The sequence below is a fragment of the Pseudomonas sp. MWU13-3659 genome (assembly GCF_023757525.1).
GTDB classification, from domain to species: Bacteria; Pseudomonadota; Gammaproteobacteria; order Pseudomonadales; family Pseudomonadaceae; genus Aquipseudomonas; species Aquipseudomonas entomophila_E.
The window spans coordinates 214,554-226,934 of record NZ_JAMSHW010000006.1 but is presented as its reverse complement, the minus strand read 5'-3'; the positions used below and the strand labels follow the sequence as shown (position 1 = coordinate 226,934).

Sequence of the window (12,381 nt, the reverse complement as noted above, 5' to 3'; positions counted from 1 at the left end):
CAAGGGCCGACCGCGCAGTCCATGACCGCTCGGCAGAATCTGTCCTTTGCATCGCTCACGCCCGTCAACGCCTTGTATTCCGGGGGTTACACGATTTCCTGGGGTGTCGATTCGTGCCCTCTTGACCGTCCTGAAAACTGTCAATGGCACAAATTGTCGCAGAGCTTATTCTTTATTGATTGAACGTTCAATCAAAACAAAATAGACTGGCCTTCGCCGAGGCAGCCGCTCGTCGTCTGCCCGCAGGCCTGAGGAGATAGCAAGATGCCCAAGGTCGGTATGCAACCCATCCGCCGCCAGCAGTTGATCGAAGCCACATTACAGGCCGTCGATCAGGTCGGACTGGGCGATGCCAGCATTGCGCTGATTGCCCGTTTGGCCGGTGTGTCGAACGGCATCATCAGTCACTACTTTCAGGACAAGAACGGCCTGATCGCAGCGACGATGCGCCACATCATGAACATGCTCAACGAGGGTGTGATCGCGCGTCGTCAGGCACTCACGGACGACAGCCCGCGTGCCCACCTCAAGGTGATCATCGAAGGCAACTTCGATGCGAGCCAGGTGAATGGCCCGGCAATGAAAACCTGGCTGGCCTTCTGGGCCTCCAGCATGCACCAGCCGTCTTTGCACAGGTTGCAGCGGATCAACGATCACCGCCTGTATTCCAACCTGTGCTGCCAGTTCCGCCGCGTCCTGCCGCTCTACCATGCGCGCAAGGCCGCCCGCGGGCTGGCAGCCTTGATCGACGGCCTGTGGTTGCGTGGCGCCCTGTCGGGGGATGCATTCGACACCGACCAGGCGATACGCATCGCTTACGAATACATGGATCTACAACTGGCTAAACAGCAGTCCCTGGGCACAACCGACCAGGCCTCTGAACAGCCGCGCGCAGCGACCAGCCAACCGGCAGGAGCGTGACGCGGCAGCCAACCACACACTGCACTTGCGAGGACACTATGGCCCGTTTCGGAACGCAAAAACTCTACATTGATGGCGCTTACGTCGACGCTGGCAGCGACGCCACCTTCGAAGCCATCAACCCGGCCACCGGCGAAGTCCTCGCCCATGTGCAGCGCGCGACCCAAGCCGACGTCGAAAAAGCCGTCGAAAGCGCCGAGCGCGGCCAGAAGGTCTGGGCCGCGATGACCGCCATGCAGCGTTCGCGCATCCTGCGCCGCGCCGTCGACATCCTGCGCGAGCGCAACGACGAGCTGGCCATGCTGGAAACCCTGGACACCGGCAAGTCGTACTCGGAAACCCGCTACGTCGACATCGTCACCGGCGCTGACGTGCTCGAGTACTACGCTGGCCTGGTACCCGCCATCGAAGGTGAGCAGATCCCCCTGCGCGAATCGTCCTTCGTCTACACCCGCCGCGAGCCGCTGGGCGTGACCGCCGGTATCGGCGCCTGGAACTACCCGATCCAGATCGCCCTGTGGAAATCCGCCCCGGCCCTGGCTGCCGGCAACGCGATGATCTTCAAGCCGTCGGAAGTCACCTCGCTGACCACCCTGAAACTGGCCGAGATCTTCACCGAAGCCGGCCTGCCGAACGGCGTGTTCAACGTGCTGACCGGCAGCGGCCGCGAAGTCGGTACCTGGCTGACCGAGCACCCGCGCATCGAGAAAGTCTCCTTCACCGGCGGCACCACCACCGGCAAGAAAGTCATGGCCAGCGCCTCCAGCTCCTCGCTGAAGGAAGTGACCATGGAACTGGGCGGCAAGTCGCCGCTGATCATCTGCGACGACGCCGACCTGGACAAAGCCGCCGACATCGCCATGATGGCCAACTTCTACAGCTCCGGTCAGGTCTGCACCAACGGCACCCGCGTGTTCGTACCGGCGTCGATGAAAGCCGCCTTCGAAGCCAAGATCGCCGAGCGCGTCGCCCGCATCCGTGCCGGCAACCCGGAAGACGAGAACACCAACTTCGGCCCGCTGGTCAGCTTCCAGCACATGGAAAGCGTGCTGGGCTACATCGCCAAGGGTAAAGAAGAAGGCGCCCGCGTACTGTGCGGCGGTGAGCGTCTGACTGCCGGTGACTTCGCCAAGGGCGCCTTCGTGGCCCCGACCGTGTTCACCGACTGCACCGACGACATGACCATCGTCAAGGAAGAGATCTTCGGCCCGGTGATGAGCATCCTCACCTACGAAACCGAAGAAGAAGTCATCCGCCGCGCCAACGACACCGAATACGGCCTGGCCGCTGGCGTCTGCACCAACGACATCAGCCGCGCCCACCGCATCATCCACAAGCTCGAAGCCGGCATCTGCTGGATCAACGCCTGGGGCGAGTCGCCGGCAGAGATGCCGGTTGGCGGCTACAAGCAGTCGGGCGTCGGCCGTGAAAACGGCGTCAGCTCGCTGGCTCAATACACTCGCATCAAGTCGGTCCAGGTCGAGCTGGGCGGCTACAACTCGGTCTTCTAAGGCCAGTTGCAAGCCCCAAGCTTCAAGCTGCAAGAAAGAGCCGGTCGGCGTCATGCCACCGGCCCTTGCAGGCCTAATCCATTCGCAAGTTTCGCACGACTGCTTTTCCTTGCAGCTTGTCGCTTGAAGCTTGCCGCTCAAATGGGAGAAACCCATGGAATACGATTACATCATCGTCGGTGCCGGCTCGGCCGGTAACACCCTGGCCACCCGCCTGACCGAAGACGCCAGCGTCTCCGTGCTGCTGCTGGAAGCCGGTGGCCCCGACTACCGCTTCGACTTCCGCACCCAGATGCCGGCCGCCCTGGCCTTCCCGCTGCAGGGCCGCCGCTACAACTGGGCCTACGAGACCGACCCGGAGCCGTTCATGGACGGCCGCCGCATGGAATGTGGCCGCGGCAAGGGCCTGGGTGGCTCCTCGCTGATCAACGGCATGTGCTACATCCGCGGCAACGCCATGGACTTCGACGGCTGGGCGGAACTGCCAGGCCTTGAGGACTGGACGTATCTGGACTGCCTGCCCTATTTCAGAAAAGCTGAAACTCGGGACATCGGCCCGAACGACTACCACGGCGGCGAAGGCCCGGTCAGCGTGGCCACGCCGAAAGCCGGCAACAACCCGCTGTTCCACGCCATGGTCGAAGCCGGCGTGCAGGCCGGCTACCCGCGCACCGAAGACCTCAACGGCTACCAGCAGGAAGGCTTCGGCCCGATGGACCGTTCGGTCACCAAGAAAGGCCGTCGCTCCAGCACCGCCCGCGGCTACCTGGACCAGGCCAAGAAGCGCCCGAACCTGACCATCGTCACTCACGCCCTCAGCGACCGCGTGTTGTTCGACGGCAAGCGCGCCGTTGGCGTGACCTACCTGGTGGGTGACAGCGAAGAGCGCGTCGAAGCCCGCGCCCGCAAGGAAGTCATCGTTTCCTCCGGCGCCATCGCCTCGCCGCAATTGCTGCAGCGTTCCGGCGTAGGCCCGCGCGCCCTGCTGGAAAGCCTCGAAATCCCGGTGGTCCACGACCTGCCGGGCGTCGGCGAGAACCTGCAGGACCACCTGGAGCTGTACCTGCAGTACGCCTGCACCCAGCCGGTGTCGCTGTACCCGTCGCTGCTGTGGTGGAACCAGCCGAAAATCGGTGCTGAATGGCTGTTCAACGGCACCGGTATCGGCGCCAGCAACCAGTTCGAGGCCGGTGGTTTCATCCGCACCCGCCCTGAATTCAAGTGGCCGAACATCCAGTATCACTTCCTGCCGGTCGCCATTAACTACAACGGCTCCAACGGCGTGAAAGAGCACGGCTTCCAGGCCCACATGGGTTCCATGCGCTCGCCAGCCCGTGGTCGCATCCAGGCCAAGTCGAAAGACCCACGCCAGCACCCAAGCATCCTGTTCAACTACATGTCCACCGAGCAGGACTGGCAGGAATTCCGCGACGGTATCCGCCTGACCCGCGAGATCATGGCCCAGCCGGCGCTGGACGCGTTCCGTGGTCGCGAGATCAGCCCGGGCGCCCACGTGCAAACCGACGAAGAACTGGACAAGTTCATCCGCGAGCACGCCGAAACCGCCTTCCACCCGTCCTGCTCGTGCAAGATGGGCACCGACGACATGGCGGTGGTAGACGGCGAAGGCCGTGTGCATGGCATGCAGGGCCTGCGTGTGGTCGACGCGTCGATCATGCCGCTGATCATCACCGGCAACCTGAACGCCACCACGATCATGATCGCCGAGAAGATCTCGGACAAGATCCGTGGCCGCAAGCCGCTGCCACGCAGCACCGCCAAGTACTATGTGGCGGGTGATGCACCGGTTAAGGGCAAGGCGCTGCGTGAAGTGAAGCAGGGTTGAACCTGTGCCAGCACAAGAAAAGGCACCTCTCGAGGTGCCTTTTTTCATATGCGGAAACGCTTTACAGCCTGCCAATTCATCAGGTTAGAATCGATTGGCACGCGACCTGCTAGTTCACGCAGCAGGTCCCTTTCTCTGCGATATCCCGGAGTACCGCCTTTGGATGCGAGCACCATCAACAGCCTGTTCCTGATCGGCGCCTTGCTGGTGGGGGCAAGTATCCTGGTCAGCTCGCTGTCATCGCGCCTGGGCATCCCTATTCTCGTCATCATCCTCGCGGTCGGCATGCTCGCCGGGGTCGATGGTGGCGGCATCATTTTCAACAACTACCCGACCGCCTACCTGGTGGGCAACCTGGCACTGGCGGTAATCCTGCTCGACGGTGGCTTGCGCACGCGGGTGGCGAGCTTCCGCGTGGCCCTGTGGCCGGCGTTGTCGCTGGCCACGGTGGGCGTGCTGATCACCACCGGGCTGACCGGCATGGTCGCCGCCTGGCTGTTCGACCTGAGCCTGATCCAGGGCCTGCTGATCGGCGCCATCGTCGGCTCCACCGACGCCGCGGCGGTGTTCTCACTGCTAGGCGGCAAGGGGCTGAACGAGCGGGTCACCGCCACGCTGGAGATCGAGTCGGGCAGCAACGACCCCATGGCGGTGTTCCTCACCGTCACCCTGATCGACATGATCGCCAGCGGCCAGACCGGCCTGCACTGGAGCCTGCTGACCCACCTGCTGCGCGAGTTCGGCATCGGCGGGCTGATGGGCCTGGGTGGCGGCTGGCTGATGCTGCAACTGGTCAACCGCATCAACCTGGCCGGCGGCCTCTACCCGATCCTGGTGGTGGCTGGCGGCCTGGTGGTGTTCTCCCTGACCAACGCCCTGCACGGCAGTGGTTTCCTCGCCGTCTACCTGTGCGGCCTGGTACTGGGCAACAAGCCGATCCGCAGCCGCCACGGCATCCTGCACATGCTCGACGGCATGGCCTGGCTGGCGCAGATCGGCATGTTCCTGGTGCTGGGCCTGCTGGTCACACCCCACGACCTGCTGCCCATCGCCCTGCCAGCCCTGGGCCTGGCGCTGTGGATGATCCTGTTCGCCCGACCGCTGTCGGTGGTCGCCGCCCTGCTGCCCTTCAAGGCCTTCCATGGCCGCGAGAAAGGCTTCATCAGCTGGGTCGGCCTGCGCGGCGCGGTACCGATCATCCTGGCGGTGTTCCCACTGATGGCCGGCCTGCCGGACGCCCAGCTGTTCTTCAACCTGGCGTTCTTCATCGTCCTGGTGTCGCTGCTGGTGCAGGGCACCAGCCTGCCGTGGATGGCCAAGCTGCTGAAAGTCACCGTGCCACCGGACCCGGCACCGATCTCCCGCTCTGCGCTCGAGGTGCATGTCACCAGCGAGTGGGAGCTGTTCGTCTACCGCCTGGGTGCCGAGAAGTGGTGCATCGGCGCGGCCCTGCGGGAGCTGAAGATGCCCGAGGGCACGCGCATCGCCGCGCTGTTCCGCAAAGAGCAGCTGCTGCACCCTTCGGGCAGTACCGTGCTGGAAGTCGGCGACATGCTCTGCGTGATCGGCCACGAACACAACTTGCCAGCCCTGGGCAAACTGTTCAGCCAGGCACCACAGCGTGGCCTGGACCTGCGTTTCTTCGGCGACTTCGTCCTCGAAGGCGATGCCGAGCTGGGCGCGGTGGCCGCGCTTTATGGCCTGAAACTCGACGGCCTGGACGCGAAAATGCCGCTGGCGCAGTTCATCCGACAGAAGGTCGGAGGCGCGCCAGTAGTAGGCGACCAGATCGAATGGCACGGCACGATCTGGACCGTCGCGGTCATGGACGGGAACAAGATCCAGAAAGTCGGCGTCAGATTCCCCGAAGGTACTCGACCCGGCCCTGGGTTGTTCCTCTAAACTCCGTTCTCTGCCTTGGTTTGCAAGTAGTCTGCCTATGTCCCTGCGCGTGTATTTGCGCACAGCCCTGATCGGGCTGTGCTTCGCCCTCTCGTTCGCCGCCACGGCCGCCGAGACCCCGACCACCGCCAGCATCCAGAACAGCCTCGACAAGATTGCCGAGCGCAAACTGCCCGAAACCGAGCAGAAAGCCCTGCAGCAGGTGCTGGAGCAAACCCTCGCCCTGCTCGCCAACAAGGACGACAGCGAGAAGAAGCTGGCCGCCCTCAAGCAGCAGCTGGCCGACGCCCCGCAACAGACCCGCGACAGCCAGCGTGAACTGGCCAAGCTCAAGGACAGCAAGGCGCCGCCCGTGGCCCAGCGCTTCGCCAACCTGGGCGTGCCGCAGCTGGAGCAGATGCTCAGCGAGCGCAGCACACAGCAGGGCGAGCTACAGAAGGCACTGTCCGAGGCCAACAGCCTGATCATCAACTCGCAGACCCGCCCCGAGCGGGCCCAGGCCGAGATCAGCAACAACCAGACCCGCGCCCAGCAGATCAACAACGCGCTCAAGGCTGGCAAGGACAACGGCAAGCCCCTCAACACCGACCAGCGCAACCAGTTCAACGCCGAGCTTGCCTCGCTCAACGCCCTCACCCTGCTGCGCCGCCAGGAACTGGCCGGCAACAGCCTGCTACAGGACCTGGGCAACGCCCAGCACGACCTGCTGATCGAGCGCGCCGCCCGTCTGGAGCAGGAAATCCAGGACCTGCAGACGCTGATCAACGACAAGCGCCTGGCCCAGTCCCAGCAGGCCGTCACCCAGCAGTCGATCGAGGCACAGAAGGCCGGCGGCAGCAGCCTGCTGGCAACCGAGAGTTCGGCCAACCTCAAGCTGTCCGACTACCTGCTCAAGAGCACTGACCGTCTCAACGAACTCACGCAACAGAACCTGCGCACCAAGCAGCAGCTCGACAGCCTCACCCAAGCCGACCAGGCCCTGGACGAGCAGATCAACGTGCTCAAGGGCAGCCTGCTGCTGTCGAAGATCCTCTACAAGCAGAAACAGGCCCTGCCGCACCTGAAGGTCGACCGCGACCTGGCCGACCAGATCGCCGACATCCGCCTGTACCAGTTCGAGATCAACCAGCAGCGCGAGCAGATGAGCAGCCCGTCCAGCTACGTGGACCGCCTGCTGGCCAGCCAACCCCAGGAAGACGTCACCCCGGCGCTGCGCAAGGCCTTGCTGGAAGTGGCGATTACCCGCGCCGACCTGCTCGAGCGCCTGAACCGCGAACTCTCGGCGCTGCTCAACGAGTCGATCACCCTGCAACTGAACCAGAAGCAGCTGCTGGGCACTGCGCAGAACCTGCGCACCACCCTTGAAGAACAGATGTTCTGGATCCCCAGCAACAAGCCGCTGGACTGGGAGTGGCTGCGCTACGTGCCCGAGCGCCTGGCCGAGCAGGTCGCCAGCCTGCCTTGGGGCTCGGGGGTCAAGGAGCTGGGCGATGGCCTGAGCCAGCGCCCACTGCTGTTCCTGCCCTTGCTGCTGGTGATCGGTGCGTTGCTGTGGCGGCGCAAGGACCTGTACCAGCGCCTGGGCAAGGTCCACCAGGACATCGGTCACTTCAAGCGCGACAGCCAATGGCACACGCCCCAGGCGATCCTGATCAACATCCTCCTGGCCATGCCGGTGGCCCTGGCCCTGGCCCTGGGCAGCTACGCGCTGCAGATCGACGCCCGCGGCCAGAACGCCAACCTGGGCGCCGCGCTTTGGCAGATCGCCCAGGCCTGGCTGGTGTTCTACACCGCCTACCGCATCCTCGCCCCCGGCGGCGTGGCGGAGATCCACTTCCGCTGGCACAAGCCCCAGGTCGAATTCCTGCGCGGCTGGGTACGCCGCCTGGGCACCGTGGTGCTGGCCCTGGTGGGCGTGGTGGCGGTGGCCGAGCACCAGCCGTCGGCGTTGGCCGACGACGTGCTGGGCATCGGCGTGGTGCTGACCTGCTACGCACTGATGGCCTGGCTGCTCAGCCGCCTGCTGCTGAGCAGCCCGGCGCACCGCAACACCTCGCTGTTTCGCAAGGCGGTCGGGGTGGCCTTCACCGCCCTGCCCATCGCCCTGTTCGTGGCGGTGTGCTTCGGCTACTACTACACCGCCCTCAAGCTCACCGACCGGCTGATCTACACCCTCTACCTGCTGCTGTTCTGGCTGGTGATCGAGGCCGCGTTCGTGCGTGGCCTGTCGGTGGCGGCGCGGCGCCTGGCCTACCAGCGCGCCCTGAGCAAGCGCCAGGCGGCCAAGGAAGGGCTGGACGGCGAAGTGGTGACCGAAGAACCGACCCTGGACATCGAGCAGGTCAACCAGCAGTCCCTGCGCCTGATCCGCCTGGCCCTGCTGGGCGGTTTCATTGCCGGCCTGTACTGGGTGTGGGCGGACCTGATCAGCGTGTTCTCCTACCTCAACAACTTCACCCTGTACGAATACACCAGCGGCACCGGCGCCGCCGCCAGCATGGTGCCAATCAGCCTCGGCGACCTGCTTGGCGCGCTGGTGATCGTCGGCATCACCTTCGCCCTGGCCGGCAACCTGCCGGGCCTGCTGGAGGTGCTGGTGCTGTCGCGCCTGAACCTGGCCCAGGGCAGCGCCTACGCCACCACCACGCTGCTGTCATACACCATCGTCGGCGTGGGTATCGTCAGCACCCTGTCGACCCTTGGCGTCAGCTGGGACAAGCTGCAGTGGCTGGTGGCGGCGCTGTCGGTGGGCCTGGGCTTCGGCATGCAGGAAATCTTCGCCAACTTCATCTCCGGCATCATGATCCTGTTCGAACGCCCGGTACGGATCGGCGACACCATCACCATCGGCAACCTGTCCGGCACGGTGAGCAAGATCCGCATCCGCGCCACCACCATCACCGACTTCGACCGCAAGGACATCATTGTCCCCAACAAGACCTTCATCACCGGCCAGCTGATCAACTGGTCGCTGACCGACACAGTCACCCGGGTGACGCTCAAGCTGGGCATCGACTACGGTTCTGACCTGGACCTGGTGCGCGATATCCTGCTCAAGGGCGCCCATGAGAATCCACGGGTACTGAAGGACCCCGAGCCGCTCGTGTACTTCCTCAATTTCGGCGAGAGCTCGCTGGACCACGAGTTGCGCATGCACGTGCGTGACCTGGGCGACCGCAACCCGACCCTGGACGAGTTGAACCGCTACATCAACCGCGAGTTCAAGGCGCACGACATCAAGATCTCGGTGCGCCAGGTGGAGGTGTTCCTGATGGACCAGAAGGGCGGCAAGCAGCAACTGATCCCGATGGAGCAGCCGAAGCCGGATGGCACGGCGTCGGCCTGAGAACGCCCGAATACTTTATCCTGTGCACATTCGCCGCGAGGGCTTTGCCCTCGTTCGCCAGCAAGCCGGCCCCTACACCGCCCACCGGTAGGAGCCGGCTTGCCGGCGAAGGGCCGCAAAGCGGCCCCATGGCACCGCCACCCAGGAGCAGGCCCCGTGAAGTCCCTCGACCAACTCGTCTTCGACAACCGCTTCGCCCGCCTCGGCGACGCCTTCTCCACCCAGGTCCTGCCCGACCCGATCGCCGACCCGCGCCTGGTCGTGGCCAGTGAAGCGGCCATGGCCCTGCTCGACCTCGACCCGGCCCAGGCCGACCTGCCGGTGTTCGCCGAGCTGTTCAGCGGGCACAAGCTCTGGGAAGAGGCCGACCCGCGCGCCATGGTCTATTCCGGCCACCAGTTCGGCTCCTACAACCCGCGCCTGGGCGACGGCCGCGGCCTGCTGCTGGGCGAGGTGCGCAACGACGCCGGCGAGCACTGGGACCTGCACCTCAAAGGCGCCGGCCAGACCCCGTACTCGCGGATGGGTGACGGCCGTGCCGTGCTGCGCTCTTCAATCCGCGAATTCCTCGCCTCCGAGGCCCTGCACGCGCTCGGCATCCCCAGCAGCCGCGCGCTGTGCGTGATCGGCTCCAGCGCCACGGTGTGGCGCGAAACCCGCGAAACCGCTGCCATGCTGCTGCGCCTGGCCCACAGCCATGTGCGCTTCGGGCACTTCGAGTACTTCTACTACACCCAGCAGCCGGAACAGCAGCGGGTGCTGATCGACCATGTGCTCGAGCAGCACTTCCCCGAGTGCCGGGACGACGAACAGCCCTATCTGGCGATGTTCCGCACCATCGTCGAACGCAACGCCGAGCTGATCGCCCGCTGGCAGGCGTATGGTTTCTGCCATGGGGTGATGAACACCGACAACATGTCGATCCTGGGTATCACCTTCGACTTCGGCCCCTACGCCTTCCTCGACGACTTCGACGCCAACTTCATCTGCAACCATTCCGACGACCGGGGCCGCTACAGCTACGCCAACCAGGTGCCGATCGCCCACTGGAACCTGAGCGCCCTGGCCCAGGCCCTGACCACGGTGATCGAGGTAGAGTCGCTTAAAGAGGCGCTGGGCTTGTTCCTGCCGCTGTACCAGGCGCACTACCTCGACCTGATGCGCCGCCGCCTGGGTTTGACCACGGCCGAAGACGACGACATGGCGCTGGTGGAGCGCCTGCTGCAGCGCATGCAGAGTGGCGGTGTGGACTACACGCTGTTCTTCCGCAAGCTGGGCGAGCGTCCGGTGGCGGAGGCACTGAAGGTGGTGCGTGACGATTTCGTCGACCTGGCCGGGTTCGATGCCTGGGGCGTCGAGTACCTGGCCCGCTGCGAGCGCGAGCCTGGTAATGCCGACGGACGGCGCGAGCGGATGCAGGCGGTCAATCCGCTGTATGTGTTGCGCAACTACCTGGCGCAGAAAGCTATCGAAGCAGCCGAAGCCGGTGACTACAGTGAAGTGCGGCGCCTGCACCAGGTGCTGAGCAAGCCGTTCGAAGAACAGCCCGGGATGCAGGCCTATGCCGAGCGGCCGCCGGAGTGGGGCAAGCACCTGGAGATCAGCTGCTCTTCATGAACATGAAACCCTGGTTCGCCGGCAAGCCGGCTCCTACAGGTGCAGCGCATTCCCGGTAGGAGCCGGCTTGCCGGCGAACGGCCCACACGCCCAAGTCAACTGGAGCCCCCATGTCCGAACCCCTGGTAATCCCCTGCCCCCACTGCAACGGCCTCAATCGCCTGCCCACCGAGCGCCTGGGCGACAACCCGAAATGCGGCCGCTGCAAACAGGAGGTGCTGCTCGCCCGCCCCTTCGAACTGACCGAAAGCACTTACGCCGCCCAGATCAAGGGCGACCTGCCGTTGTTACTGGATGTCTGGGCCGACTGGTGCGGCCCATGCAAAAGCTTCGCCCCGACCTTCGAACAGGCTGCGCGCCAGCTGGCCGGCCGCTGCCGCCTGGCCAAGCTCGACAGCGAGGCCAACCGTAACCTCGCCGGGCAACTCGGCATCCGCTCGATCCCCAGCCTGATCCTGTTCAGGAATGGCCGCGAAGTAACGCGCCAGGCCGGCGCCTTCCCGCTCCAGTCGCTGCTGGAATGGTTGCGCGGCCAGGGTGTCTAGACGTGCTTACGAAAGGAATCAGGCGCTGGCCAAGAGCGACTCGTAAGGAATTCTCAAACCATCATGCAGACGCTTGATCATTGTGAGGCTCAGGCCGCGCTTGCCGTTCAACACCTCGGAAACGCGTCCACTCGGCCCTATATACCGCTCAAGATCACGCGGTGTAAGACCTTGCTGGTCCATGCAGAACTTGATGGCGTCAATCGGGTTGGCCGGGTGAATAGGGTAGTGCCTGTTCTCGTAGACCTCGATCAATGTCACAAGCACTTCCATTTCATCTGCTTCCGGCGTCCCGGGCTCAGCCTGAAAAATGGCTTCCAAACGCCGGAACGCGGCTTGAAGGTCATCATCATTACGGATGGGCTTAATATTCATTGATCGTCTCCACGTCGATCTCGTCATACCGCTTGTGCGTGCCGACGAACTTCACCCAGGCGATACCGGCCCGGTACTGCATTTCCACAACGAGCCGGTACTTGTTACCCCCAATGTTGAAGACAACACGATTGTTGGCGCAGATGCTTGCATTACCGATCTGCGCTTTCACATCCTGGGGGGAGCGCCAATCTGCCTTGAGCACCAGGTCATGCCAGCTTTCCAAGGGTGCCTTGGCATCTTCGCACCCCGGGACCTCCCAAAGCCTGACCAGCGTTCGCTTCGCAATGACTCGCACCAGCCTGGTTCTCCCTTTTT

At 64.3% G+C, this 12,381-nt stretch carries 9 protein-coding genes; 7 read left to right on the top strand and 2 right to left on the bottom strand.

Annotated elements, in window-relative coordinates; translation table 11 throughout:
• The first annotated feature begins 264 nt into the window (after positions 1–264).
• The 7 genes from betI to trxC all read left to right on the top strand — a co-directional run bounded on the left by betI (position 265) and on the right by trxC (position 11,688).
• The gene (gene betI, locus NGM28_RS10705; protein WP_028688420.1) at positions 265–921 is read left to right on the top strand and encodes a transcriptional regulator BetI; all 657 of its coding nucleotides are present in this window, start codon (positions 265–267) and stop codon (positions 919–921) included.
• 38 nt (positions 922–959) lie between these two features.
• The gene (betB, locus tag NGM28_RS10700) at positions 960–2,432 is read left to right on the top strand and encodes a betaine-aldehyde dehydrogenase (RefSeq protein ID WP_240063927.1); all 1,473 of its coding nucleotides are present in this window, start codon (positions 960–962) and stop codon (positions 2,430–2,432) included.
• 154 nt (positions 2,433–2,586) lie between these two features.
• On the top strand, positions 2,587–4,278 hold the full coding sequence (gene betA / locus NGM28_RS10695) for a choline dehydrogenase (protein ID WP_240063928.1): 1,692 nt from the start codon (positions 2,587–2,589) through the stop codon (positions 4,276–4,278).
• A 159-nt stretch (positions 4,279–4,437) separates the two neighbouring features.
• Positions 4,438–6,180, top strand: a complete 1,743-nt coding sequence (locus NGM28_RS10690; RefSeq protein ID WP_011531791.1) for a potassium/proton antiporter — start codon at positions 4,438–4,440, stop codon at positions 6,178–6,180.
• Positions 6,181–6,217: 37 nt separating this feature from the next.
• Complete coding sequence (mscK, locus tag NGM28_RS10685; protein ID WP_252090101.1) at positions 6,218–9,526, top strand: mechanosensitive channel MscK; 3,309 nt, start codon at positions 6,218–6,220, stop codon at positions 9,524–9,526.
• A gap of 156 nt (positions 9,527–9,682) precedes the next feature.
• Positions 9,683–11,143, top strand: coding sequence for a protein adenylyltransferase SelO (gene selO, locus NGM28_RS10680; protein ID WP_252090099.1), 1,461 nt, complete (start codon positions 9,683–9,685; stop codon positions 11,141–11,143).
• A 110-nt stretch (positions 11,144–11,253) separates the two neighbouring features.
• On the top strand, positions 11,254–11,688 hold the full coding sequence (gene trxC / locus NGM28_RS10675) for a thioredoxin TrxC (RefSeq protein ID WP_252090097.1): 435 nt from the start codon (positions 11,254–11,256) through the stop codon (positions 11,686–11,688).
• 18 nt (positions 11,689–11,706) lie between these two features.
• Here the strand turns inward: trxC and NGM28_RS10670 are convergent, their stop codons facing one another.
• Both NGM28_RS10670 and NGM28_RS10665 read right to left on the bottom strand, forming a co-directional pair.
• A complete protein-coding gene (locus tag NGM28_RS10670) occupies positions 11,707–12,063 on the bottom strand; it encodes a helix-turn-helix domain-containing protein (RefSeq protein WP_252090096.1) in 357 nt (118 codons plus the stop codon).
• Positions 12,053–12,361, bottom strand: a complete 309-nt coding sequence (locus NGM28_RS10665) for a type II toxin-antitoxin system HigB family toxin (RefSeq protein ID WP_252090093.1) — start codon at positions 12,359–12,361, stop codon at positions 12,053–12,055. The genes NGM28_RS10670 and NGM28_RS10665 overlap by 11 nt, the downstream gene beginning before the upstream one ends.
• Between the last annotated feature and the right edge of the window lie 20 nt (positions 12,362–12,381).

Bases quoted from the DNA above. Each gene is read 5' to 3' on its own strand.
- NGM28_RS10670 (WP_252090096.1), bottom strand. From the start codon at position 12,063: ATGAATATTAAGCCCATCCGTAATGATGATGACCTTCAAGCCGCGTTC.
- betA (WP_240063928.1), top strand. From the start codon at position 2,587: ATGGAATACGATTACATCATCGTCGGTGCCGGCTCGGCCGGTAACACC.
- betB (WP_240063927.1), top strand. From the start codon at position 960: ATGGCCCGTTTCGGAACGCAAAAACTCTACATTGATGGCGCTTACGTC.
- trxC (WP_252090097.1), top strand. From the start codon at position 11,254: ATGTCCGAACCCCTGGTAATCCCCTGCCCCCACTGCAACGGCCTCAAT.
- mscK (WP_252090101.1), top strand. From the start codon at position 6,218: ATGTCCCTGCGCGTGTATTTGCGCACAGCCCTGATCGGGCTGTGCTTC.
- betI (WP_028688420.1), top strand. From the start codon at position 265: ATGCCCAAGGTCGGTATGCAACCCATCCGCCGCCAGCAGTTGATCGAA.